We start from the raw sequence: 24,552 nt of genomic DNA, 5'->3' as shown, positions 1-24,552 counted from the left end.
CGAATAGACATAAAAAAATGGAGATTATAAAAAATATTATAGAAAAACTAAAAAATACTGAGTATAATTTTGATAAAGAATCAGAGTATTTAGATGAAATAGTCAATTTACCAGTAGAATTAGAAAAGGAAATTATTGATTACGTATCTTTCTTATCTGAAAATATAGATGAGGATAATGAATATTATTTTGTGTTTTTATTGGATGCTTTGCATAGGAGGGGAAGTAAGAAAGCTATTTTTGATTTAGGATCAAAAGCTATATTATCTGACGAATTTGAAGATAAAGAATTTTATGCAACTCTTTTAATTAAAAATGATTTTTTAGGCACAGAAAAAATTTTGATTAAAAGCTTAGAAATAATTGAATCCTTTGATGAATTTGGAGGGTATGCTCAAGAAAAAATATTAGAGTATTTGATTGAAAAAGAAGTAGAAGAAGCCTATCCTCAAGTAATTAAATGTTTATCTGATGTAGCCGCAAGAGTTAGGGCAACAGCACTCCATTTTATAAGAAAATTTGATAAACAAGAATCAAGCTTGTATTTGGTAGAAATGCTTGAAGCAGAAGATTGGGAATATAATATTCTATTTATTTTAGATTTATTGAAAAAATGGAAAAAAGCAGATTTTTTACCTCAAATAATAGAGTATTCCAAAGAGGAATGGGTTAAAGAGAATATAGAAATTAATGATGCTTTTAAAAATCTTATAAATCATCTCTCTACATAATCTTTTCACTCTGTCAGGTATTGATAAATATTTACTCAAACATAAAAATTATTAAGCAAAAAATAGAATCCATGTACCTCTCCAAACTTCTTTACTTGCAACCTTCTCAAAATGAGGAGGTAGAGGCTTCTGAGTGGCAGTTACGAGTGTGTAACTGGTTTGTGGAGGAGTTTGGAGTGGAGTTCAATTTTTTTGATGATACCTATTTTATTCAAGATATAGAAAACATGATTAGTCGTGTTTCTGTAACTTCAGAAGGTGTAGATATAGACCTTATTACCAACAAAGAATTAGATTTTTTTGCATTGGGCATAGATGTAAAAAATGAAGCCTACCAAAGTTTTGCCCAAGAAATTTATGAGAATATAGAAGGCTATACCTTAGAAGAAATTATTGAAAGCATTCAAGAAACAGAGCCAGATACTTATGCCATAAGCATACGAAAAATATGGCTTATCAATGCAAGTCTCAATGGTGTAAAAGTGCCAAATTATACAGTGGTGCGTTTGCTTCAAGAAGAGTTGCGTTCTTCCAATCCAACCAATAGAATAAACGCCATGTATGCTGTGTTTGTAAACCCTTTGTACAGAAGGTATTTACTACCAATTATTCAGGATTTAGCACAAAACGATACAGACCGAGAAGTACAAAAACATGCTCAAGAAGTCATTTCACAGTTTACAAAAGAAGAAATCCATGAAGTATTGGTGCTTTCTGCTCAAAAATTAGAGCTTTTAAGCCCCTCAAGTCCTTACAAGCTCCCACCCGAAATTTTAAAAATCCATACTGAAGATATTATTGAGCAAAAAGAGCAAATTGTTCTTGCTAATATTGTTTCTTATTATCAAATCTCAAAAATTGACATCAGGGAAATATACAAAGTAGAAAATGTACGCTTATTTGTAAAGAGTATCAACAAATCCAAACAACTTTATACTTTTGAAAATCTTGAGCCTTTTATGGTAGTTTGGGATGAAAAAGCCCAACACTTCCCAAAAAAAATGCAAATGATTGTGGCAAAGGCATCGTTGTACGAGAATGTACAATAATATTTGAAAAACATTTATTTCTCAAAAACACTCCATTGTTGTTTGAGCCAATCAAATTGTTCTAAAGCACTAAAGTTCTTTTTGTAATCGTAAAAAGAAGAGGCTTTAAAAGCATAGCCTAAATACAAATATTTCTTTCCTAAAGTTTTAGCAAATTCTATTTCTTTGAGTAATGTATAAATTCCTAAACTGTACGAATAATAGGTAGTATCGAACATAGCATACACACTCGAAAAAGAAAATTCGGCAACATCTACAAAACTAACAGCAATAAGTTTTCTTTTGTTGTAGACAGCTACTTCATAGGTGTTTGTGGGATATTTTGCAGGGTTTTTAGATAAAAAAGAATAAATATTTTCAGGAGTATTATGAACAAAACGCTGTTTGTGCAAATTAAAAAGCTTCTTTTTGGTAGAAGTGATGGTGGCTTCCTGAAAAACAGTTCTAAAAACTTCGTTTTTCTTGAGTATTTTTCTCTGACTTTTAGAAAATTCAAAACGTTCAAGGTTAATTCTTAGAGGAATAATCTGCGAAAATTCTTCTGTTTCAGGAATCAAGCCATTGTCATATCTAAAAAAATACGTCCCAAAATGCCTCCAAGCATGAGCCAAAAGATAATCCAATTGTAAGGGAGTAACTGCTTCTGCAAAGAAATATTCGTTGATTGACTCCATAGTTTGTTAGTTTTAAGCGAAAATATTTTCTTTTGGTGAAAGTAGGTTTATATTTGCACAAAAAAATAAAAAAATGCTTTCTACTCCTCATCTTTTAGGCATAAAAAATATCCAAAAGGAAGATATAGAACTGATTTTTGAAACTGCTCATAATTTTAAAGAGGTCATTAATCGCCCTATTAAAAAAGTACCTTCTTTAAGAGATGTTACCATTGCCAATGTTTTTTTTGAAAACTCAACACGAACACGCCTTTCTTTTGAACTTGCCGAAAAACGACTTTCTGCTGATGTAATCAATTTTTCTTCTTCAAGTAGCTCTGTGAAAAAAGGAGAAACTTTACTCGATACGGTCAATAATATTTTGGCAATGAAAGTAGATATGATTGTGATGCGACACAGTAGCGTGGGTTCACCTCATTTTTTATCGAAGAGAGTAAAAGCTCAGATTGTAAATGCAGGAGATGGCACACATGAGCATCCCACACAAGCTCTTTTGGATGGATTTTCAATCAAAGAAAAATTGGGAGAAGTAGGAGGGAAAAAAATAGCCATTATTGGTGATATTTTACATTCGAGAGTGGCTCTTTCAAATATTTTTGCTCTGAAAAAATTGGGTGCAGAAGTAATGGTTTGTGGGCCTACAACCCTTATACCCAAATACATAGAAAGTCTGGGTGTGAAAGTAGAAACTGATGTTCGTAAAGCTCTTGCATGGTGTGATGTAGCCAATGTGTTACGTATTCAGCTTGAAAGACAGCAAATTAAGTATTTTCCATCTCTCAGAGAATATACGCTCTATTTTGGAATTAATAAGCAAATGCTTGAAGGCCTTGATAAGCAAATTGTAATTATGCACCCTGGACCTATCAATAGAGGAATAGAACTAAGTAGTGATGTAGCTGATTCTGAGCATTCTATTATCTTAGACCAAGTTGAAAATGGTGTGGCGGTACGTATGGCAATTTTGTATTTATTAGCTGAAAGAGGACTTTAAAATTAATAAAAATAAGAAGTGTTTTGAATAGCTATTGAAAACTGATAATGACATTCATTGTTTTTTGCAAAAAAAATGTAACTTTGTAGATGTTCAAACTTTTTTTCTATGAGTAAGCAACTCAAATCAGCCGATTTTGAGCAATTAGCCAAAGAGCACTATTTCTATCCTCAAGAACAACTCGCTGAGTTAGAAAAACATCATCATTCTTTAAGAATTGGAATTCCCAAAGAAAGTGAACCTTTTGAACATCGGGTAGCACTTACTCCAGAAGGTGTAGCTGTTTTAGTTGCAAACGGACACGAAGTAATAGTAGAAACAGGAGCAGGTGAAGATGCTCATTTTTATGATAGAGAATATGGAGAGGCTGGAGCAAAAATAGAATACAACAAAGAGCAAGTTTTTGCTTCTGAAGTTGTCCTAAAAGTAGAAGCTCCTACACTTGAGGAATTAGAAATGTTAAAGCCGAATAAAACGCTCATTTCTACACTTCCTATGGCAAAAATTACTTCTGAGTTTTTGCAAGAATTGAACAAAAAACGCATTACAGCTATTGCTTACGAATATATCCAAGATAAAGCTGGAGGAATGCCAGTGGTAAGAGCTATGAGTGAAATAGCAGGTAGTACAGTAATGCTGATTGCTGCAGAATATTTGAGTTCTGTAAATAAAGGACGTGGAGTAATTTTGGGAGGTATTACGGGCGTTCCACCTACCAAAGTCGTGATTTTGGGAGCTGGTACAGTTGCCGAATATGCTGCAAGAGCAGCTTTAGGCTTAGGAGCTGAAATAAAAATATTTGATAATCACCTTTATAAATTACGTAGACTCAAATACGCATTGGGACATCAGGTCTTTACATCCACACTCAACACACTTGCTCTTACAGAAGCTCTAAGTCGAGCAGATGTAGCTATTGGTGCTGTCAGGGCTGAAGAAGGTAAGACACAATGTATTGTTACAGAAGAAATGGTAGCCCAAATGAAGCCCAATTCTGTGATTATAGATGTAACCATAGACCAAGGAGGCTGTTTTGAAACTTCTGAAATAGCAACACATCAGAATCCTGTATTTAAAAAACATGGTGTCATTCATTATTGTGTACCCAATGTTGCTTCAAGAGTAGCTCATACATCAAGTATTGCATTAAGTAATATTTTTGTACCAATTCTCATGAAAACAGCCGATTATGGCGGTTTTGAGAAAATGATGCTCAATCATAAATGGGCAACCAAAGGAGTTTATGCATATCGAGGCAAAATTACGAATGCGGCCATAGGTCGTAAATTAGAGATGCCTTACAGCGATATAGCACTTTTATTAGCGGGTTTATAACGCTGAAAAAAATTATCAAATTATTTGTGTCTTACCTGCGAATATGTTTAAATTGAACCAACTTAGTAACATAAGTGTTTAGTTCAATAGAATCATATTCATAAATCAACACTCGTATATATGTTTTCATCTGATGAATTTAGAAAATTTGCTGTAAAGCATCAAGGAATCAATGGTTTAGCTTTTGACCAATATGTAAATACTGTAACAAATCTTACCCCCAATATCATAGAAGAACGTCGCATGAATGCTGTTGCAATGGATGTTTTTTCTCGTTTGATGATGGATAGAATCATTTTTTTGGGCGTACCCATTGATGATTATGTAGCCAATATTGTAGTAGCTCAGTTATTATTTTTAGAGTCCGTAGATGCCAAAAAAGATATTTTGATGTATATCAACTGTCCTGGAGGCTCTGTATATGCAGGTATGGGAATGTATGATACTATGCAATACGTTCGTCCTGATGTAGCTACCATCTGTACTGGTTTGGCTGCTTCTTTTGGTGCTGTACTTCTTACAGCAGGTACAAAAGGTAAACGTACTTCATTAAAACATTCAAGAATTATGATTCACCAACCTTTGGGTGGTGCAGGTGGAAAAGCCTCTGACATAGAAATTACTGCAAAGCAGATTTTAGAGTTAAGAGATGAATTAAATGAGATATTGGCACATCATAGTGGAAAAACTGTGGAGCAAATAGCTAAAGACTCAGACAGAGATTACTGGATGAGATCTGATCAGGCTTTAGAATATGGTTTGATTGACGAAGTACTCATTCGCAAACCTTAATCAATACATTTTTAATTAAAACTTAAAACTTTCTATTATTTGGTGCAAATATACAGCATTTTTATCGTATATTTGCACCTATATTTTAATTTAATATACTATGGCACAACCTCTTAGTTGCTCATTTTGTGGAAGAACCAAGAAAGATGGAGCTTTTATCATTACAGGTGTAAAGGCAAATATCTGTGAGCAATGTGTGATGCAGGCTCACCAAATTGTTACTGAGGAGTTTAAGATGAATAAACCTGCAACACCCTCAAAATTAAACTTAATGAAGCCCATTGAGATAAAGAAATTTTTAGATCAATATGTAGTAGGACAAGATGATGCTAAAAAAGTTCTTTCAGTGGCAGTTTACAATCATTATAAGCGTTTATTACAAACTGAAAATAAACAATATAAAGAAGATATAACGATTGAAAAATCGAATATCATCATGGTTGGACGTACAGGAACGGGTAAAACCTATTTGGCTCGTACTCTTGCCAATATGCTACAAGTACCTTTTGCCATTGCTGATGCTACTGTACTTACAGAGGCTGGTTATGTTGGAGAAGATGTGGAGAGTATTTTATCACGCTTATTGCAAGCAGCTGATTTTAATGTAAAAGCAGCTGAAAAAGGTATTGTTTATATTGATGAAATAGATAAAATAGCTCGTAAATCTGATAATCCTTCTATTACACGCGATGTGAGTGGAGAGGGTGTTCAGCAAGGTTTATTAAAACTTTTAGAAGGTTCGGTAGTGAATGTACCTCCACAAGGTGGTAGAAAGCACCCAGAACAAAAAATGATAGCCGTAAATACTGAAAATATTTTATTTATTTGTGGAGGTGCTTTTGATGGGATAGAACGTATTATTGCTAGTCGAATGAATACCAATCCGATTGGCTTTAATAATGATAAAAACAATTTGGTAGATGATACAGAAGCTCTTTTGCAGTTTGTTACGCCACAAGACCTTAAAACCTTTGGCTTGATACCAGAACTCATTGGGCGTTTGCCTGTGGTTACATATCTTGACCCACTTTCTAAAGAAACGTTAAAGAAAATTCTCTTTGAACCTAAAAATGCTTTGGTAAAACAATATCAAAAGCTCTTTGAAATGGAAAATATTCAACTTTCTTTTGATGATAGTGCATTGGATTATATTGCAGAAAAAGCTATTAATTTAAAGTTAGGAGCTAGAGGGTTGCGTTCTATTTGTGAGGCTATTATCAATGATGCCATGTTTGAGTTGCCTTCTCAGAAAGATGTAAAATCTTTAGAAATAGATGTAGAATATGCTACTGAGAAATTTGAAAAATCAAAGCTTGCAAGACTAAAAGTTGCATAAATAAGAAACATTCAAAACACATTTAAGTTGATAACTTAGATGTGTTTTTATATAAAACACTACTCAAAGTTATTTTATCAACATGAAATTTTCTTCTGATAAGTTCAACATCTTGTATTTAGATGATGAACAAAGCAACTTAGAAATTTTTAGAATTTCTTTTAAACGCGATTATAATGTTTTTGCCGTAACAGAGCCTGATGAAGCATTTGATGTACTTAGAAATCAACCAATTCATGTGATTCTAACTGACCAGCAAATGCCAATTATGAAAGGAACAGAATTTCTAGAAAAAACGCTAGAAGGTTATCCTGATGCAATACGCATGATTCTAACAGGCTATGCAGATATTAATGTGGTTATGGAAGCTATCAATAAGTGTGGTATTTATAAATATATTACAAAGCCTTGGGAACGAAGTGATGTAAAATTAGTGATTGATAAAGCCCTTGAAACCCATAAAATTAGAATGGAGAACAAGTGGATGATGGATAATTTGGAGAAAAACCTAACCAATTTAGAAAATAAATATTTTGAACAACTTAAACAAGCTAAAGAGTATTCAAGAAGACTTGAAAAGAAGAATCAGGAAATCAGTGCTATTCGTAAAAAAATAGATAATAATATTCATTATGCCAGTAAAATACAACATGCTCTCTTGCCAACAGAAGAAGATTTATCAGGTTTTTTTAAAGATTCCTTTGATATTGTAGCTCCTTTAGATGTGGTTTCTGGGGATTTTTACTGGTTCTCAAAAATATCAGATACTGAGGCTTACTTAGCTGTAGTAGATTGCACGGGACATGGTGTTTCAGGTTCACTCATGAGTATTATTGGACATAATCTTTTCTCCAAAGCTATTAGAGAACATAATTTAAGAGAACCTAAAGATATTTTAGAAGATATTCATCAAGAGTTAAGCAATCATATTTTTGGAGGAACTACTAATACTGATGGTATGGATGCTGCTCTTTGTTACTTTAAAAAATTGGATGATGATCAATATAAACTTGTATTCTCAGGAGCAAAACGACCACTTTATGTTATTGAAGATAATTTTCTTTTAGAAATACAAGGTAGTCGTAAAAGTATTGGAGGATTGCAAATACATCCAAATGGTGAATATACCCAACATACTATTTATTTACAAAAAGGCGATCAAATATATCTATTTACAGATGGTTGGACAGATATAGCCAATGAAGATAGAAAAAAATATGGATTGAAGCGTCTCAAGGAATTGATTGCAAATACAAAAGATTTGCCTGCTGAAGAGCAAAAAATCATGATGATGCAAGATTTGGCAGAGTATAAACAGGATACTCCACAAAGAGATGATATTTTATTAGTTTCAGTAAGGCTTTAATAATACAAACTTTTATTTTTCATGCAGATTCATTTAACAGGAAAAACAGCTTTGGTAGCAGGTAGTACACAAGGAATAGGCAGAGCCACTGCCATCGAACTATCCAAAGCAGGAGCAAGTATTATTTTATTGGCTCGTAATGAAGCCAAACTTCAAGAAACAATACAAGCATTAGATACATCTCAAAATCAGCAACATCAATATCTTGTAGCTGATTTTTCAAATTCTGAGAGCTTAAAAACCAGTTTAGAGAAACTGCAAACAGATATTCATATTCTAATCAACAACACAGGTGGGCCCCCAGCAGGGCAGGCTATCAGTGCTCAAACACAAGAGTTTATACAAGCATTCAACAATCACCTGATTTGTAATCAGATATTGGTTCAGAAAGTATTGGACTCCATGAAAAAAGCTCAATATGGTAGAATTATCAATATTATTTCTACTTCTGTAAAACAACCTATCAAAGGACTTGGTGTTTCCAACACTATCAGAGGGGCAGTAGCCAATTGGGCAAAAACACTTTCAGTAGAGCTTGCACCCTTTGGTATTACTGTTAATAATGTACTTCCTGGAGCTACATTGACAGGTAGATTGGAAGCAATCATTGAAAAAACATCTCAAAATAAACAAATTTCACAAGAAGAAGCCAGTCAAGAAATGCAGAAAGAAATTCCTTGTGGCAGATTTGGAACACCCGAAGAAATAGCCTATGGAGTAGTTTTTTTGGCTTCTCTGCAAGCAGCATACATCAATGGTACAAACTTGGTGATAGATGGTGGTAGAACGCAAAGTCTATAAAACAATAAACAATGAATCATATTCATTGAATAATGATAACTGATAATTGAAAATAAACTGTGTTAGATTTACAAAAAAGAATACAAGCCTTTGAAAAATTGGGAGAATATCTGAAAAATCTCTCTTCTGATGAACTTCAACATCTCAAATCGTTAGCCAGATCCAAGAATAATTGGTTTACTCCTGAAAGCATTGATAAAGCTTTAGAAGGAATCCAAACTTATTTAGATAAAACTGATTTGGAGCAATGGACAACCAAATATCCTAAAATCTCAGAGGTAACACCCAAAAAAGTAGCCATTGTGATGGCAGGAAATATTCCTGCTGTAGGTTTTCACGATTTTTTGAGTGTCCTCATATCAGGGCATACAGTGCTTGCTCGACCCAGTAGTGAAGATGAGGCAATTATCAAGAAAATTGGACAAATTCTTATTGAAATGGAGCCACAATTTGCAGAACGTATTGAATTTGTAGAAAAAATCAATGCTGCTGATGCTATTATTGCTACAGGAAGCGATAATACAGCTCGTTATTTCGAATATTATTTTGCAAAAAAGCCTCATATTATCAGAAAAAATAGAGTAAGTGTGGCTATTTTGGATGGCTCAGAGACTAAAGAAGATTTTGAAAACTTAGGAAAAGACATTTTTACCTATTTTGGTTTGGGTTGCAGGAATGTTTCTAAATTGTATGTTCCTGAAAATTATAAATTTGATCCCTTTTTTGAAGGAATTCAAAGTTTTGAATTGATGGCCAATCATAACAAGTATTTTAATAACTACGAATACAACAAATCAGTTTATTTACTAAAACCTATTGTTCATTTTGATAATGGCTTTTTGTTACTCTCAGAAAGTTCTGAGATAGCTTCGCCTGTGGCTTGTATGTTTTATGAGACATATCAGAACAAAGAAAATTTACAAGAAAAGCTTTCCAAACATCAAGAAAAAATACAGTGTATAGTTTCTAAACAAGCGTCATGGAAGGATAGTTATGCATTTGGGGATGCTCAAAATCCACGCCTTTGGGACTATGCCGATAATGTTGATACAATGGAATTTTTGACTTCTATTTAAAAAATGTATTTTTGAATTAAATTTCTAAATACTCACTACTAATATCTCCTTACTAAAATGCGTATCCTGATTGTAGATGATGATGAAGATATATTGTTGGCTGCCAAAATGTTTCTTAAAAAACATGCCAAAGAGGTAGTCATTGAATCCAATCCAAAAAAGATACCTTTTTTGCTCAATCAGTCACGTTATGACGTGATTTTGCTTGATATGAATTTTACGGAAGATACTACTTCTGGTAAAGAGGGTTTCTATTGGCTGGAACAAATCCTGACTCAAGACCCACAAGCTGTAGTAGTCATGATTACAGCCTTTGGGGATGTAGAGATGGCCGTAAAAGCTCTTAAAATTGGGGCAACTGATTTTGTCCTAAAACCTTGGCAAAACGAAAAATTGCTGGCTACTATTTTGGCTGCTGCCAAACTCAAAGCATCTTATAATCAGGTAGAAACACTCCAAAAAACCAATCAACAACTCATAGAAGCAACCAGCACCAGTGGTGATATTATTGGAGAAAGCAAGGCAATACAGAAAGTGTTGCAAATGATAGAAAAAGTAGCTAAAACAGATGCTAATATCTTGATTCTTGGTGAAAATGGAACTGGTAAAGAGCTTATTGCCAAAGCGATACATAAGCAATCTGCTAGAGTTAAAGAAACCTATGTGGGTGTAGATATGGGGGCTATCAGTGAAAACTTGTTTGAAAGTGAGCTTTTTGGACACAAAAAAGGAGCTTTTACAGATGCCAAAGATGATAGAATGGGACGTTTTGAACTTGCCCATAAAGGAACACTTTTTTTAGATGAAATTGGAAATTTACCTTTTACACATCAGTCAAAACTACTTGCTGTATTGCAAAACAGACAGGTAACGCCTGTTGGTGGCAATAAAAGTACAGCTATAGATATTCGTTTGATTTGTGCAACAAACCTCAATATTCATCAGGCAGTAACAGAAGGAGAGTTTAGACAAGATTTGCTGTATCGTATCAACACGGTTGAATTGTATTTGCCACCACTCCGAGAACGTGTAGGAGATGTACCTATTTTGGCAAAGTATTTTCTTGCTAAATATGCTAAAAAATACCACCGAAATGCTCCTAAATTAGCAGATTCGGCACTTAAATTTTTGGAAACTTATACGTTCCCTGGTAATGTTCGTGAGTTGGAGCATGCTCTCGAAAGAGCTATGATTATGAGTGATGGGGATTATTTGGAACAAGATGATTTTCAGTTCTTAACTGTTCAGAAAGCCCCTGCACTGACTATTCAGTTGGATAACAACACCATGAATCTGGATGAAATTGAAAAAGATATGATTCAGAAAGCTGTGGACAAACACAATGGCAATATCTCCAAAGCAGCCAAAGAACTCGGACTTACAAGAGCCTCTTTGTACAGAAGGCTGGAGAAATATGGGTTGTAGAATTTATTAATAGAAACCTTTTTATTATCTCATGATATAAATCGAAATAAGAAATACTAAAGTATGGACAGAGAATTGAAATCGTTTTGGAATAAGTTTTTTGATTTTAATTGGAAACTTGGAATTTTTCTAATTCTCATTGTATGTATTCCTCGATTTATTTTGGTGCTAAATGCAAACTCTTCAGGAAACTATGGTTTTATTGGACTAATCATGACAATTTCTGCAATCGCACCATTCATTTTTTTGACCAAATATGGACGCAAAGAGATAGGTATTACAAAACCGAAAAATTACAAATGGTTATTCATTGCTTTTGCTTGTGGACTAATTGCAAGTATAACCCTTCACTTTATTGGACAAATCCTGTATGATAATTCATATCAAAATTGGTATCAATATGTTGGAAAATCATATAAAATTCCAGCAACTATTAATCAAACTGATAGAAATGTAATGTTTATTATTATGGCAATTATAGGAATGACTTTTAGCCCAATTGGAGAAGAGCTATTTTTCAGGGGAATAGTTCATTCAAGTTTTGCAAAATCCATAGGCGAAAAAAAAGCATCATTAGTTGAAAGTTCAGCATTTGCATTAACTCATATTTCACACTTTGGTTTGGTGTTTATCAATAATAAGTGGGATTTTTTTACTATTCCAACTATAATTTGGGTGACAAGCATGTTTTTGGTGAGTTTGTTATTCTTTACTTTCCGAAAAAAAACAGACTCAATTTTAGGAGCAATCTTTTGTCATTCGGCATTTAATTTAGGTATGATTTATTGCATATTTTATCTGCTATAATCAAATAAAATTGTATATTGCTTGTTCTTAGTATTAATCATAAAACATAACAGTAAGAACTAAAAAATAGGCAATTTCCTGTATGCCCATTTGCGTTCATCTACATCACGTTGGGGAGCAAATGAAAGACTGATTTCGTGTCCGCCACCCAAACCATTTAAACCACCAATCACCATTCCATAGCTGTAATTTAAACGAAAACCTTCATGCTTAATGCCTGTTTGGATATTGATAGAACTACTTCCTTGTGTTTGGATGGGCAAATTTCTATACCAAATCCCTGCCTGAAAAACTTCTGTTTCAAAAAAAGCACCTGCATCAAGCAAATGAATTCCTCCCTGACTTCTAAAAATAAGAGCAGGGCTAACAAATTGTCTTTCAAATTCATTAATGGGAATTTTGATGCCCAAATGTCCCGAAAGACGCATGGGTACTTTATACTGTGTTCCCAAAAAATCGAGAGTGGGTTGGCTTAGATGATGAGCAGAAAAACCTATCCAAGCATATTCGTTGTATGCTAAAAAACCTGATGCAACATCCAAATAATCAATGCTTTGAGAAGCTAAAACATTGTCTTGTGTAGGATTGTTGGTTACGCCTGTTTGGCTTAATTGGTCGCCATAAATCAGATTAAAATAATTTAAGTTTTTGCTACCATATCCCACACTCAAACCCATCTTGATACGCCAATATTCGCCAGCAGGCAATAAATATGAATACAAAGCATTGACTTGCAGACTTCTAAATCCACCACCACTACCCACACCAATTCTATCAGACTGAATAAACATACCAATACTGTTTCTTTGTGAAGGTAAATTATAATCCAATCCGAAATAACTGGAATTTAGCGTATTAGGAGAATTAGGATATTGAACTCTATACAAAAAGCTTGCCTTCCAAGCATCTGCTGTGCCTGTAAAGGCAGGATTGAGAGCTAGAGATGTGGAAGAAAACTGATTGGGATAAATATCTTGTGCTTTGATACACAAAACATTTATAAGAAGAAATAAAGTAATCAAAAACTGTTTCATCATGTTATTTTGAGATATTAAAACTAATCTTCCAATTCTATCATACTGGGAGCATGGTCAGAATGGTACGCTTCAGAAAGTATAACGGCTCGTTGTAATTTTGTCTCTAAATTCTTACTTACAAGCTGATAATCTATCCGCCAGCCCAAATTCTTACTTCTTGCACCCGTCCGAACGTTCCACCAAGTGTAATGGTGAGGTTCTGTATTGAGGTGTCGGAAAGTATCTAACAAACCTAATTCCAAAAATTCAGTAAACCAATTTCTTTCTTCAGGCAAAAAACCAGGGCTTTTTGCATTGGATTTCGGATTATGAATATCTATTGCCTGATGACAAATATTAAAATCGCCACAAATTATCAGATTTTTGTCTTTTTTTGCTTCTACAAAAGTATAAAAATCTTTCAAGAATTGTATTTTAAAATCTTGTCTTTCTTCACTACTAGAGCCTGAAGGTAAATACACACTCATTAGCGTAAAATCTTCAAAAACGGCTTGTAAAATTCTACCTTCTTTGTCATATTCTTCTATCTCACAACCTTTTATAATTTCTTTAGGAGTAGTTTTTGTAAGAATCGCTGTTCCACTATAACCTGCTTTTTCAGCTGGAAACACAATACACTCATAGCCTAAGTTTTCGAATAACGAATATGGAAATTGTAAACTATCAATCTTGATTTCCTGAAGGCAAATCATATCTGCTTGGGTAGCCTCCAGCCATTCCACAAAACCTTTTTTAATGGCAGCCCTGATACCATTAACGTTGTAAGTAATAATTTTCATGATATGTTTTTTTGCACAAAAAAAGGATTTTGCTATCAGCAAAATCCCTTCAATATATAATTTTTTTTGATTATCTCACAGGAATTGCAATTCTTGAAAGCTGACTTGATACTTTCAAACCGCTAGCATCTACAAGAGGATTATTCATTTCAATTTTCCATTTACCATCTCTCAAAATAAAGTTGATATGGCTACCTTGTTTAGCTAAACCGTTCTTTTCTGTAACAATCAAAGTGGATTTACCTTGCAGTTTTTGTTTAATAGCTGCTAAGTTTGCACTCTGAGGGTTGGGAATAAATAGAATATGAGGGTTTTCAATATTTGCCAAAGCTTTATATTGTTTTACTACAATCTTCTGAGAACCAACAGTTTTATTAGCAGTTGCATTTCTAAGTTGAGCTGTGATAGGTGATGTACCATAAACGGCAATCACAAAATCGCCAGACTGATAAGCTGCAGGCCATTGAATATATTTGGTAAAGTTATAAACATATACTGTATGCGACTTATAGTCCCCTAATTGAGCTTTTGCTACAAATGAGAATAGTATTCCTATTAATGTTAGAGTTATATATTTCTTCATCGGATTTTTTTTTGAAGCAAATATATATGATTTTTTAAAATGGCAAAATAGTTTTTTTCTAAAAATAGTATATTTATATGTTAAACATTTAATTTACAGAAAAAAATGAGATAATTCATAAAGATTAAAGCGAAAATAATTATTCTGTTTTTTATGATAAAAATAATTTTAGACACAAGCCAAAAATTTCGTATTTTTGCAAAAAATGATAAATTAAATTATTAAAGAAATAACAATGGTGTTCATTAGATACTGTTAGCTTCTGTGTAAGAGTTTCTTTTACAAGTTATTAGTTAATACAAAATTAAATATTGATATACTTTTATGATAGACAAATTAGAGGCCATTAAGGTACGCTTTGAAGAGGTAAGCAATCTGATTACAGACCCTGCTGCCCTTAGCGATATGAAGACTTATGCCAAACTGAATAAAGAATACAAAGACCTTCAGAAAATTGTAGATAAATACAATGAGTATATGCTCATTTTAGGAAATATTGATAATGCTAAACAAGTAATTGCCACTGAAAAAGATCAAGAATTTAGAGAAATGGCAAAATATGAGTTGGATGAATTGTTCCCTAAAAGAGACCAAGTAGAAGAAGACATCAAACAATTGCTGATTCCTAAAGACCCCAATGATAGCAAAAATGTTATTTTGGAGATTAGAGCAGGTTCGGGTGGCGATGAGGCATCTATATTTGCTGGTGATTTATTTGAAATGTATCAGCGTTTTGCACAAAGTCAAGGATGGCAATTTGAGGTACTCGACTACACTGAAGGCACTGCAGGTGGATACAAAGAAATTATTGCCAGTGTAAAAGGTGAAGATGTATATGGTAAAATGAAATATGAATCAGGTGTACACCGAGTACAGCGTGTCCCTGATACCGAAACGCAAGGGCGTGTACATACTTCGGCTGCTGCTGTTACGGTACTTCCTGAGGCTGAAGAAGTGGACGTTGAACTGAACCCTGGCGATATTGAACTTCAAACATCACGTTCTGGTGGTGCGGGAGGTCAAAACGTAAACAAAGTAGAAACCAAAGTACAACTTACACACAAACCCACAGGTATTGTCGTAATTTGTCAGGTAGAACGTTCTCAGCTTGGTAACCGTGAAAGAGCCATGCAAATGTTACGTACAAAACTTTATGAATTGGAGTTTGAGAAACAAAATCAAGAATTGATTAGTCAAAGAAAATCGCAAATTCGTTCTGGCGACCGTTCTGAGAAAATTCGTACCTACAATTATCCTCAAAGTCGTGTAACAGACCATCGTATCGGCTTGACAGTCTATAACTTAGATGCTGTAATGGCTGGTGATATTGGACAGTTTATTGAAGAACTCCGTATAGCAGAAAATGCAGAAAGATTGAAAGAAGGAGTAAGTTAATTATAAATGATGAATTATAAGTGATAAGAGAGTCTTTTGTAACTTATAATTCATCACTCATAATTTATAATTCACAACTCATCACTATTTTATGTGTGGCATCCGTTTTAATCACGAAGAATTTTCTCAGCAATGTTACGCTTGTGGAAAACTCTCTTTAGATGAAGAACTTACATTTTATACACAATGGGGTGTATGGTTGTGTGAAGACTGCAAAGAAAAAGCAGAGAAAGACTCTCATTTTTTAGAGAAAATCAAGAAAAGTAAGCAGATTCAATAATTTTAAATGCAATTATCTCATATTTTAGAGAAGAGAGTATGGAAGAAGGATTTTAGAGATTTCTTGCTCTCTTTTTCCTTCTTCTTTATTGAGAAAAGAAACTTCTCTTTGTCAATAAAAAATTCTACTTTATCACAAAATTATTATATTTGGGCTTTCAAAAACAAAACAACAAAATCTTATGATAGTTGGCGTACCAAAAGAAATTAAAAATAACGAAAACAGAGTAGCTTTGACACCAGCAGGTGTTGCAGAATTTCGTAAAAATGGTCATCAAGTGTATGTACAAAAATCGGCTGGCGAGGGAAGTGGTTTTACAGATGAAGAATATCGTTTGGCAGGTGCTACTGTTTTAGATACCATGGAAGAAGTTTATAACATTGCTGAAATGGTAATGAAAGTAAAAGAGCCTATTGAACAAGAATATAGCCTAATTAAGCCTCATCATTTGTTATTTACATATTTTCATTTTGCTTCTTATGAGCCTCTTACCAAAGCCATGATTGCAGGTAAAGCAACTTGTTTGGCTTATGAGACAGTAGAAAAAACTGATAGAAGCTTACCTTTATTAGTTCCAATGTCTGAGGTAGCAGGTAGAATGGCTATTCAACAAGGAGCCAAGTTTTTAGAAAAACCCTTGAAAGGTCGTGGTATTCTTTTAGGAGGCGTACCAGGTGTGAAACCTGCTAATGTGCTTGTTTTAGGTGGTGGTATAGTGGGTACACATGCAGCTCAAATGGCTGCTGGTTTGGGTGCTCATGTAACCATTATGGATATTAGCTTGCCTCGTTTGCGTTATTTGGATGAAATCATGCCTGCAAACGTTCAGACTATCATGTCAAACGAATACAACATTCGTGAGGCTGTAAAAGTATCTGATTTGATTGTAGGTGCAGTACTTATCCCAGGTGCAAAAGCTCCACATCTTGTGACTCGTGAAATGCTAAAAACCATGCGTCCAGGTACTGTACTTGTGGATGTAGCCGTTGACCAAGGTGGTTGTATCGAAACTTGTAAACCTACCACACACGAAGACCCTATTTACATCATTGATGATGTAATCCATTATTGTGTGGCAAATATGCCTGGTGCTGTGCCTTATACTTCAACAGTAGCACTTACCAACGCAACATTACCTTATGCAATTCAGTTGGCTAACAAAGGCTGGAAACAAGCTTGTAAAGACAACAAAGAATTACTTTTAGGTTTGAACATCATCAACGGAGATGTAGTGTATAAAGGCGTAGCTGATACATTTAATTTGCCTTTGGTAGATGTCAATAAATTCTTGAACTAATTTACTCACATACAAGCCCCTTATTGTAAGGGGCTTTTTGATAAAACATACTGAATGCAAGGAACAATCATCCGTTCTACTGGGTCTTGGTACGAACTCCAGACCGAAACCAAAAAAATCGTTACTTGCCGCCTAAGGGGCAAGTTTAAAACCAAAGACCTCAAAGTTACCAATCCAATAGCCGTAGGCGATAAAGTAGAATGGAATTGGGAAAACCAAGAGGAAAAAGTAGGTATTATTACTGATATCCTTCCACGAGAAAACTACATTATTCGTAAATCTGTTCATAAGACAGGACATGGACATCTCATTGCAGCCAATCTTGACCAAGCTATTATCATTGTTACACTTACATTCCCTCGTACATCACTAGGCTTTATTGATAGATTTTTGGTAACAGCTGAAGCCTACCGAATACCTGCTGTTGTTGTATTCAATAAAATAGATTTATTGGATGAAGAAGCAAGAGTATACCAACATGAACTTATGGAGATTTATGAGGAGATAGGCTATAATTGCCTAGAAACTTCTGTTTTGGAAAATGCAGGTATAGAAGAGTTTAGAAATATTCTACAAGGCAAAGTGAGTTTGATTTCAGGACATTCGGGTGTAGGTAAATCAAGTTTGGTGAATGCCCTCAATAACACCTTAAATCTCAAAACTTCTGAAATTTCTACTTTTGCCAACAAGGGCGTACATACAACTACATTTGCTGAAATGTTTGAGCTTTCAGAAGATACATATATTATTGATACCCCAGGAATTAAAGAACTTGGTATTGCAGAAATCGAACCTGATGAACTTTCTCATTATTTCCCTGAAATGCGTGATTTTTTGGGGCAGTGTAAGTTTGGAGGTAGATGTACCCATACTCATGAACCTAAATGCAAAGTAATTGAGGCTGTAGAAAAAGGTGAAATAGCTTTATTTCGTTATGAAAGCTATTTAAGCATGCTCTCTCAAGAAGATAATCGTAGATAGTGATAAATGATGAGTGATAAGTTTTGAAGTTATTAAAAATAATTCAAACGTTTAATAACAGTAAGATTTCCTTTTCTGCAAAAAAGAGCATTGGACTGAAAATTCAGCGAGGGCGGGTAGATTTTGTGTGTGGAAGCATTGAATTTTCTTGATTTTTTGGTTCTTTTGTATTAAGGCAAAAGAACAATAAACACCTTATTTATTGATACAGAGTTATGAAACAAATAGTTCTATCTTTGGTAGCTATTTTATTGCTATCTAACACAATTTGGGCTCAAAATGATAAAAAAGTAGCCATCAAAGAAATTAAAGAGCATCAAAAAGAGCTGAATAAAGCATACAAAGACCCTGAAAAAAGCCCTTTAGACCCAGCAGATTTAAAGAAATTTAAAAAACATGATTTCTTTCCCATCAATTTAGAATACAGAGTAAAAGCAAAGCTTATAGTTACTGAAAATGAAGGCTTTTTTGATATGGTTACGACCACTACCCGAAGACCCAAATACAGAAAATATGGCATCATTGAGTTTGAAATAGAAGGTAAAAAATATCAATTAAGTGTTTATCAATCACAAGATTTACAAGGAAAAATAGTGTATAAAGATTATTTGTTTTTGCCTTTCAAAGATTTGACAAATGGGATAGATACCTATAAAGTAGGGCGTTATATAGAGCTTGCCATTCCAAAAGAAGGCAATGAAATCATTGTAGATTTTAACAAAGCATACAATCCATATTGTGCTTATAGTAACGATTATTCTTGCCCAATTGTACCTTCCGAAAACCATCTGAATGTACGCATCCCAGCAGGAATACGTTATAAAAAGAAAAAAGAAGATGAATAAAACCATCTATTTTTTGAGTGGTTTGGGTGCAGATGAAAGAGTATTTCAGTATTTAGAGTTACCTAACTATACACTCAAACATATCCAATGGATAGAACCAACAGCATTTCAAGAAAGTATGGAAGATTATGCCAAAAGACTTCTAGAACAAATAGAAGGTGAGAACCCAATTCTTCTAGGGCTTTCGTTTGGCGGAATGATGGCAATGGAAATAGCTAAACAAATACCTACCTCAAAAATTATTTTAATATCTTCTGCCAAAACCAAATATGAAGTACCTTTTTATTATCGTTGGCTTGGAAAATTAAGAATAAATAGAATATTGCCAATAAGTATTTTAATGAATGTAAATATAATTACCTATTGGTTTTTTGATATGAAGACGAAAAGTGAAAAAGATTTGCTCAAAGCTATTGTAAAAGATAGTAGTAAAAATTTCTATGCATGGGCTGTAGATAAGATTCTACATTGGAAAAATACTACAATACATCAAAACTTAAAGCATATTCATGGTACTACAGATAGAATTCTACCATTGAAATTTATCAAAGTTGATAAAAAGATAGAAAAAGGTGGGCATTTGATGACACTCAATAAATCCAAAGAAATTAGCAAAGAAATCTTAGATTTTCTTCAATAAAACAAAGAATTTGAGTTTATTTGCCTGATTAAAAACATAAACAAAATTCAATTTTTTACATGAAAGCATACGTTTTCCCTGGACAAGGTTCGCAATTTAGTGGTATGGGTAAAGATTTGTACGAGAACAATCCCAAAGCCAAAGAAATTTTTGAAAATGCCAATGATATTCTTGGATTTAGACTTACAGATGTAATGTTTTCGGGTACAGACGAAGAACTGAAGCAAACAAAAGTTACACAACCTGCTATTTTTTTACACTCTGTAGTGTTAGCCCTAACAAGCCCTAATTTATTACCTGATATGGTCGCTGGGCATTCTTTAGGAGAGTTTTCGGCATTGGTTGCCAATGGTACACTTGCTTTTGAAGATGCTTTGCGTTTGGTTGCTAAAAGAGCTGAGGCAATGCAAAAAGCTTGTGAATTACAGCCCTCTACGATGGCTGCTGTTTTGGGTTTGGATGATGAAAAAGTAGAAACCATTTGTCAGGAAATCACCAAAGAAAATGAAGCAAATTTGGTAGTAGCTGCCAATTATAATTGCCCTGGGCAACTCGTTATTTCGGGTACTGTGGCAGGGATTGAGGTAGCTTGTCAGCGACTTAAAGACGCTGGTGCTAAAAGAGCTTTGGTTTTGCAAGTAGGTGGAGCATTCCATTCACCACTTATGGAGCCAGCTCGTCAGGATTTACAAAAGGCAATAGAAAGTACCAATTTTAAAAACCCTAATTGTCCTATTTATCAGAATGTAACAGCATCAGCAGTAAATAATCCTGCAGAAATACAGAAAAACTTGATAGCTCAATTGACAGCTCCCGTTCGTTGGACACAATCTGTACAAGCTATGACACTTGGAGGGGCAAAAGAATATATTGAGTGTGGACCAGGTAAAGTTTTACAGGGTTTGGTGAAGAAAATCAGCCCTGAGGTAATAGCCCAAAGTATATAAAAAATAAAGAAAGGTTGATAAAATTGCAGATACTTCTTAGAAGTTATCTGCAATTTTTGTATATTGTAGTTTATGATACAACTTTTATGAGTGCTTTATTTCTTGAAATTCATCCAAAAAACCCTGAAGAACGTAAAATCAAGCAGGTGATAGACTGCCTTCGAGATGGAGGAGTGATTATTTATCCCACAGACACCATTTATGGGATGGGTTGTGATTTGCATAACCAAAGAGCTATCGAAAAGATTTGTCAAATTAAAGGAATCAAGCCCAAAAAAGCCAATTTTGCATTTATCTGCAACGATTTAAGCCACATTTCCGAATATGCTCGTAGCCTTAGCAATGCTACATTCAGATTGATGAAAAAGGCTTTACCAGGGGCTTTTACATTTATTCTGGAGGCAACCAACAAAGTTCCCAAAATTCTAGATAACAACCGAAAAACCATTGGTATTCGTGTTCCTGATCATCCTATTCCACGCATCATCGTTGAAAAACTTGGAAACCCTCTTATTACAACATCCATCCATAATGATGAAGATGAGTACATTGAGTATACCACAGACCCTGAACTCATGTACGAAAAGTTTAAAAACACAGTAGATATTGTGATTGATGGAGGAGTTGGAGGCATCAAGCCCTCTACCATTGTAGATTGTACCAATGACGATTTTGAAATCATTAGACAGGGAGCAGGTATTTTAGAGGATTTTATGTAAAAAATCAATAATTATTTGAAAAGATAATTATGAAAAAACTCATTTATTGGATTCAGTATAGTTTTTAATTTCTAAATTCATTGTTTCAAAACCTGTGGGAGCATTTTTCATCATGGGTAAGTTTTTAATTATCAGAGATAAGATGCCTCTATATTCTTCTCTATTGATGAGTAAAGTTGTATTATTTCCTAAATTTTTGAGTTCAAAAAAATGTTCCCCATCAAAAATTCGTGGTAAACCTGTTATGGCAATCCAAGCAAATTTTTTATTTTCTTCCCAATGTGAAATCTTGGGTTTAAACTCATAAGGTGCTGTTCCTGAAACAGACAATTTTAGATGTAAATCACCATTAGGCTTGATGTCTCCGCCTAAATAAGCAAGTTGTGTATTCCAATGTTTATAGTTTTGAAAATCTATAATAACCTTCCAAACATTTTCGGGAGACTGGTTAATTACAATTTCTTTTCTTATCTCAAATTTTGTAAATGATAGTGCAAAAAGCACAAAAACAATTATTAGCAAAGCTATCCACATATTCTTTAGTTTTATTTTAAAAATCATTTTTGAAAGGAAATTAAGAGATTACGAATGAATTATTGAAAATATAATTATATGGTTCTTTGTACTTTTATATTCTATTGCAAAGTTGGATACATTACTTTATATTTGCAAGTAGTTACAAAAATGTGAAGTAGTAACATAAAGTAAATCTTTGTTGATAATCAGTTTTTTATGAAGAAAGAAAATTTTGAAAAAATCGAAAAACATTCTTGTCCAGTTAGAACAACCTTAGATATGATAGGAGGAAAATGGTCATTTTCTATTATTTATGCTTTGTTATATGGCACTAAAAGGTTTAAGGAATTAGAACGTTCTATTGAAGGTATCAATACCAGAATGTTGGTAAAAGAATTAAAATCATTAGAAGAGTGGGGTATTGTAAACAGACAGGCTTATGCAACTGTACCCCCAACAGTGGAGTATTCTTTGACTGAAAAAGGTTTAGAGTTACAACCCATTCTAACTGAAATTCAGAATTGGGGAGTTAAATATGTAAAGTAACTTATAAAGTACACCTACATGAATTTTAAAATTCAAACAAAAAGCCTACTCAAAAAGTATATGAAGAGCAAACTATAAAACACTTTATTTTATGGCACTTCATCAGCTTAAAAGAACTCAAATATTACCTATTTCTTTAGAAAAGGCTTGGGATTTCTTTTCATCTCCCTTTAATCTCAAAGAAATCACGCCTCCTGATATGGGTTTTGAGGTAAAACTTATTGAAGAAAATCAGAAAATGTATCAGGGAATGATCGTTGCCTATGAGTTACGTCCATTACTCAAAATACCCATTTCATGGGTTACAGAAATTACGCATGTCCAAGAACCTTATTATTTTGTAGATGAACAACGTTTTGGACCTTATAGCTTGTGGCATCATCAACACCATTTCAGAGAAGTAGAAGGAGGGGTAGAAATGATAGATTTGGTAAGTTATAAAGTTCCTTTGGGTATTTTAGGAGATTTTGCCAACTGGATTTTTGTTAGAAAGCGATTGGAGTATATTTTTGACTACCGTTACAAGCTTTTAGAATATATTTTTCCTACAACAATCGAAAAAGTGTATTCTTAGAAGTAATTTGTACCCACGAAGAGATTCGAACTCCCATCTTCAGAACCGGAATCTGACATTCTATCCATTGAACTACGCAGGCATTTTCATAAATTTGCTTACAAAAGTAATTTTTTTACACTAACTTAGCAAAAAAAATAAAAATATAGACTTTACACCCTTCCAACTATTTTATATGATTGCCGATAATGAAATAAAAGCTCTCATAGCACTTTTGGATGATGAGGATACAGAAATAACCCATCATGTAGAAAGCAAATTGCTTTCTTTGGGCGAATCTGTGTTGCCTTTTTTGGAGAGTGAATGGGAAAATAACATGAACCCCACACTTCAAACTAAACTTGAAAACTTAATTCATACACTTCAATTCCAAACAACGAAACAACGCCTTAGAGACTGGAAAGAAAATGAGCCTGATAATTTGTTGAGAGGAATGTGGGTGGTGGCTTCTTATCAATATCCAGAGGTTACCTACGAAGAGCTACAAGAAAAAATAGACCAACTCTATTATAATACTTGGGTGCATTTCAAAGATGGATTGAATCCCTACGACCAAGTAAAAATACTCAATTATGCACTTTTTGATGAGTATAAACTAAGTGCAAATACCAAAAATTTTCACTCACCAGCCAACAATATGCTCAATATTGTTTTTGAAGGCAAAAAAGGAAATCCTATTTCTTTGTGTGTTGTGTATATGCTTTTGGCTCAAAAATTAAAGTTACCCATTCATGGTGTCAATTTGCCTAATTTATTTATTCTTATTTATGATTGGGAGAATAAACCATTTTATATCAATGCATTTAATAAGGGTTTGGTTTTTACTAAAGCAGATATTGACAATTACATCGAACAACTCGGCTTACAAAAACAAGAAAGTTTTTATAGACCTTGCTCTCATATCGAAATTGTAAAACGTATTTTTAGAAATTTGATAGTAGCTTATGAACAACTCGGAGAAGCTGACAAAATGGATGAAATCCATGAATTGTTGGATATGTTGGAATAAAAAAGGTTACTAAATTGT

28 protein-coding genes and 1 tRNA gene are annotated in these 24,552 nt (G+C 33.7%); 23 read left to right on the top strand and 6 right to left on the bottom strand.

What is annotated here, in order from left to right:
* Nucleotides 1-17: 17 nt before the first annotated feature.
* Together AD998_13040 and AD998_13035 are read left to right on the top strand one after the other, a co-directional pair.
* Nucleotides 18-731: a hypothetical protein gene (locus AD998_13040; protein KOY86947.1), complete on the top strand. Its 714-nt coding sequence runs from the start codon at nucleotides 18-20 to the stop codon at nucleotides 729-731.
* A 71-nt stretch (nucleotides 732-802) separates the two neighbouring features.
* Entirely contained in the window at nucleotides 803-1,780 is a 978-nt protein-coding gene (locus tag AD998_13035; protein KOY86946.1) for a hypothetical protein, read from the top strand.
* 14 nt (nucleotides 1,781-1,794) lie between these two features.
* Here AD998_13035 and AD998_13030 read toward each other — a convergent pair whose 3' ends face one another.
* Nucleotides 1,795-2,454 (bottom strand): hypothetical protein, encoded by a 660-nt coding sequence (locus AD998_13030; GenBank protein ID KOY86945.1) that lies wholly within the window; start codon nucleotides 2,452-2,454, stop codon nucleotides 1,795-1,797.
* A 73-nt stretch (nucleotides 2,455-2,527) separates the two neighbouring features.
* Here AD998_13030 and AD998_13025 point away from each other — a divergent pair, with 73 nt between their 5' ends.
* The 9 genes from AD998_13025 (at nucleotide 2,528) to AD998_12985 (ending at nucleotide 12,386) form a co-directional block, all read left to right on the top strand.
* The gene (locus AD998_13025) at nucleotides 2,528-3,448 is read left to right on the top strand and encodes an aspartate carbamoyltransferase (protein ID KOY86944.1); all 921 of its coding nucleotides are present in this window, start codon (nucleotides 2,528-2,530) and stop codon (nucleotides 3,446-3,448) included.
* A gap of 108 nt (nucleotides 3,449-3,556) precedes the next feature.
* Nucleotides 3,557-4,783: an alanine dehydrogenase gene (locus tag AD998_13020; protein KOY86943.1), complete on the top strand. Its 1,227-nt coding sequence runs from the start codon at nucleotides 3,557-3,559 to the stop codon at nucleotides 4,781-4,783.
* 120 nt (nucleotides 4,784-4,903) lie between these two features.
* On the top strand, nucleotides 4,904-5,575 hold the full coding sequence (locus tag AD998_13015; protein ID KOY86942.1) for a Clp protease: 672 nt from the start codon (nucleotides 4,904-4,906) through the stop codon (nucleotides 5,573-5,575).
* Between the two features lie 100 nt (nucleotides 5,576-5,675).
* Complete coding sequence (locus tag AD998_13010; protein KOY86941.1) at nucleotides 5,676-6,911, top strand: ATP-dependent Clp protease ATP-binding subunit ClpX; 1,236 nt, start codon at nucleotides 5,676-5,678, stop codon at nucleotides 6,909-6,911.
* 82 nt (nucleotides 6,912-6,993) lie between these two features.
* The gene (locus tag AD998_13005) at nucleotides 6,994-8,277 is read left to right on the top strand and encodes a hypothetical protein (protein ID KOY86940.1); all 1,284 of its coding nucleotides are present in this window, start codon (nucleotides 6,994-6,996) and stop codon (nucleotides 8,275-8,277) included.
* Between the two features lie 21 nt (nucleotides 8,278-8,298).
* Nucleotides 8,299-9,078 (top strand): short-chain dehydrogenase, encoded by a 780-nt coding sequence (locus tag AD998_13000; GenBank protein KOY86939.1) that lies wholly within the window; start codon nucleotides 8,299-8,301, stop codon nucleotides 9,076-9,078.
* A gap of 59 nt (nucleotides 9,079-9,137) precedes the next feature.
* Entirely contained in the window at nucleotides 9,138-10,154 is a 1,017-nt protein-coding gene (locus AD998_12995; GenBank protein KOY86938.1) for an acyl-CoA reductase, read from the top strand.
* 57 nt (nucleotides 10,155-10,211) lie between these two features.
* Complete coding sequence (locus AD998_12990) at nucleotides 10,212-11,579, top strand: AAA family ATPase (GenBank protein KOY86937.1); 1,368 nt, start codon at nucleotides 10,212-10,214, stop codon at nucleotides 11,577-11,579.
* A gap of 63 nt (nucleotides 11,580-11,642) precedes the next feature.
* Nucleotides 11,643-12,386, top strand: coding sequence for a CAAX protease (locus AD998_12985; protein KOY86936.1), 744 nt, complete (start codon nucleotides 11,643-11,645; stop codon nucleotides 12,384-12,386).
* Nucleotides 12,387-12,445: 59 nt separating this feature from the next.
* Here AD998_12985 and AD998_12980 read toward each other — a convergent pair whose 3' ends face one another.
* From AD998_12980 to AD998_12970, 3 genes are all read right to left on the bottom strand, one after another.
* Nucleotides 12,446-13,423 (bottom strand): hypothetical protein, encoded by a 978-nt coding sequence (locus tag AD998_12980; protein ID KOY86935.1) that lies wholly within the window; start codon nucleotides 13,421-13,423, stop codon nucleotides 12,446-12,448.
* 20 nt (nucleotides 13,424-13,443) lie between these two features.
* Nucleotides 13,444-14,202 carry an exodeoxyribonuclease III gene (locus tag AD998_12975; protein KOY86934.1) on the bottom strand — a complete coding sequence of 253 codons (759 nt, stop codon included), beginning with the start codon at nucleotides 14,200-14,202 and terminating at the stop codon, nucleotides 13,444-13,446.
* 70 nt (nucleotides 14,203-14,272) lie between these two features.
* Nucleotides 14,273-14,785 (bottom strand): hypothetical protein, encoded by a 513-nt coding sequence (locus AD998_12970; GenBank protein ID KOY86933.1) that lies wholly within the window; start codon nucleotides 14,783-14,785, stop codon nucleotides 14,273-14,275.
* A 324-nt stretch (nucleotides 14,786-15,109) separates the two neighbouring features.
* Here AD998_12970 and AD998_12965 point away from each other — a divergent pair, with 324 nt between their 5' ends.
* The 9 genes from AD998_12965 (at nucleotide 15,110) to AD998_12925 (ending at nucleotide 21,889) form a co-directional block, all read left to right on the top strand.
* Nucleotides 15,110-16,180: a peptide chain release factor 1 gene (locus tag AD998_12965; protein ID KOY86932.1), complete on the top strand. Its 1,071-nt coding sequence runs from the start codon at nucleotides 15,110-15,112 to the stop codon at nucleotides 16,178-16,180.
* Between the two features lie 91 nt (nucleotides 16,181-16,271).
* A complete protein-coding gene (locus tag AD998_12960; protein KOY86931.1) occupies nucleotides 16,272-16,460 on the top strand; it encodes a hypothetical protein in 189 nt (62 codons plus the stop codon).
* Nucleotides 16,461-16,466: 6 nt separating this feature from the next.
* Nucleotides 16,467-16,670 (top strand): hypothetical protein, encoded by a 204-nt coding sequence (locus AD998_12955; GenBank protein ID KOY86930.1) that lies wholly within the window; start codon nucleotides 16,467-16,469, stop codon nucleotides 16,668-16,670.
* Nucleotides 16,642-17,757 (top strand): alanine dehydrogenase, encoded by a 1,116-nt coding sequence (locus AD998_12950; protein ID KOY86929.1) that lies wholly within the window; start codon nucleotides 16,642-16,644, stop codon nucleotides 17,755-17,757. The genes AD998_12955 and AD998_12950 overlap by 29 nt, the downstream gene beginning before the upstream one ends.
* A gap of 54 nt (nucleotides 17,758-17,811) precedes the next feature.
* Nucleotides 17,812-18,738 carry a GTPase RsgA gene (locus AD998_12945; protein KOY86928.1) on the top strand — a complete coding sequence of 309 codons (927 nt, stop codon included), beginning with the start codon at nucleotides 17,812-17,814 and terminating at the stop codon, nucleotides 18,736-18,738.
* Between the two features lie 215 nt (nucleotides 18,739-18,953).
* Nucleotides 18,954-19,583, top strand: a complete 630-nt coding sequence (locus AD998_12940) for a hypothetical protein (GenBank protein KOY86927.1) — start codon at nucleotides 18,954-18,956, stop codon at nucleotides 19,581-19,583.
* Complete coding sequence (locus AD998_12935) at nucleotides 19,576-20,223, top strand: hypothetical protein (protein KOY86926.1); 648 nt, start codon at nucleotides 19,576-19,578, stop codon at nucleotides 20,221-20,223. Before AD998_12940 ends, AD998_12935 begins: the two co-directional genes overlap by 8 nt.
* Before the next feature lie 59 nt (nucleotides 20,224-20,282).
* Nucleotides 20,283-21,170, top strand: coding sequence for an ACP S-malonyltransferase (locus tag AD998_12930; protein KOY86925.1), 888 nt, complete (start codon nucleotides 20,283-20,285; stop codon nucleotides 21,168-21,170).
* 86 nt (nucleotides 21,171-21,256) lie between these two features.
* Nucleotides 21,257-21,889 carry a translation factor Sua5 gene (locus AD998_12925; GenBank protein ID KOY88196.1) on the top strand — a complete coding sequence of 211 codons (633 nt, stop codon included), beginning with the start codon at nucleotides 21,257-21,259 and terminating at the stop codon, nucleotides 21,887-21,889.
* Between the two features lie 39 nt (nucleotides 21,890-21,928).
* Here AD998_12925 and AD998_12920 read toward each other — a convergent pair whose 3' ends face one another.
* Nucleotides 21,929-22,423, bottom strand: a complete 495-nt coding sequence (locus AD998_12920; protein ID KOY86924.1) for a polyketide cyclase/dehydrase — start codon at nucleotides 22,421-22,423, stop codon at nucleotides 21,929-21,931.
* 198 nt (nucleotides 22,424-22,621) lie between these two features.
* Between AD998_12920 and AD998_12915 the strand changes: the two genes are divergently transcribed.
* The gene (locus tag AD998_12915) at nucleotides 22,622-22,951 is read left to right on the top strand and encodes a hypothetical protein (protein KOY86923.1); all 330 of its coding nucleotides are present in this window, start codon (nucleotides 22,622-22,624) and stop codon (nucleotides 22,949-22,951) included.
* A gap of 91 nt (nucleotides 22,952-23,042) precedes the next feature.
* Entirely contained in the window at nucleotides 23,043-23,525 is a 483-nt protein-coding gene (locus tag AD998_12910; protein KOY86922.1) for a hypothetical protein, read from the top strand.
* A gap of 7 nt (nucleotides 23,526-23,532) precedes the next feature.
* Here the strand turns inward: AD998_12910 and AD998_12905 are convergent.
* Nucleotides 23,533-23,607, bottom strand: a tRNA-Arg gene (locus tag AD998_12905).
* Nucleotides 23,608-23,700: 93 nt separating this feature from the next.
* Here AD998_12905 and AD998_12900 point away from each other — a divergent pair.
* Nucleotides 23,701-24,534 carry a hypothetical protein gene (locus AD998_12900; protein ID KOY86921.1) on the top strand — a complete coding sequence of 278 codons (834 nt, stop codon included), beginning with the start codon at nucleotides 23,701-23,703 and terminating at the stop codon, nucleotides 24,532-24,534.
* Nucleotides 24,535-24,552: the final 18 nt, after the last annotated feature.

Source organism: bacterium 336/3 (assembly GCA_001281695.1).
Classification (GTDB): Bacteria; Bacteroidota; Bacteroidia; order Cytophagales; family Thermonemataceae; genus Raineya.
Note: the sequence above shows the minus strand (reverse complement) of the source record. Positions and strands in the feature narration are given on the sequence as shown.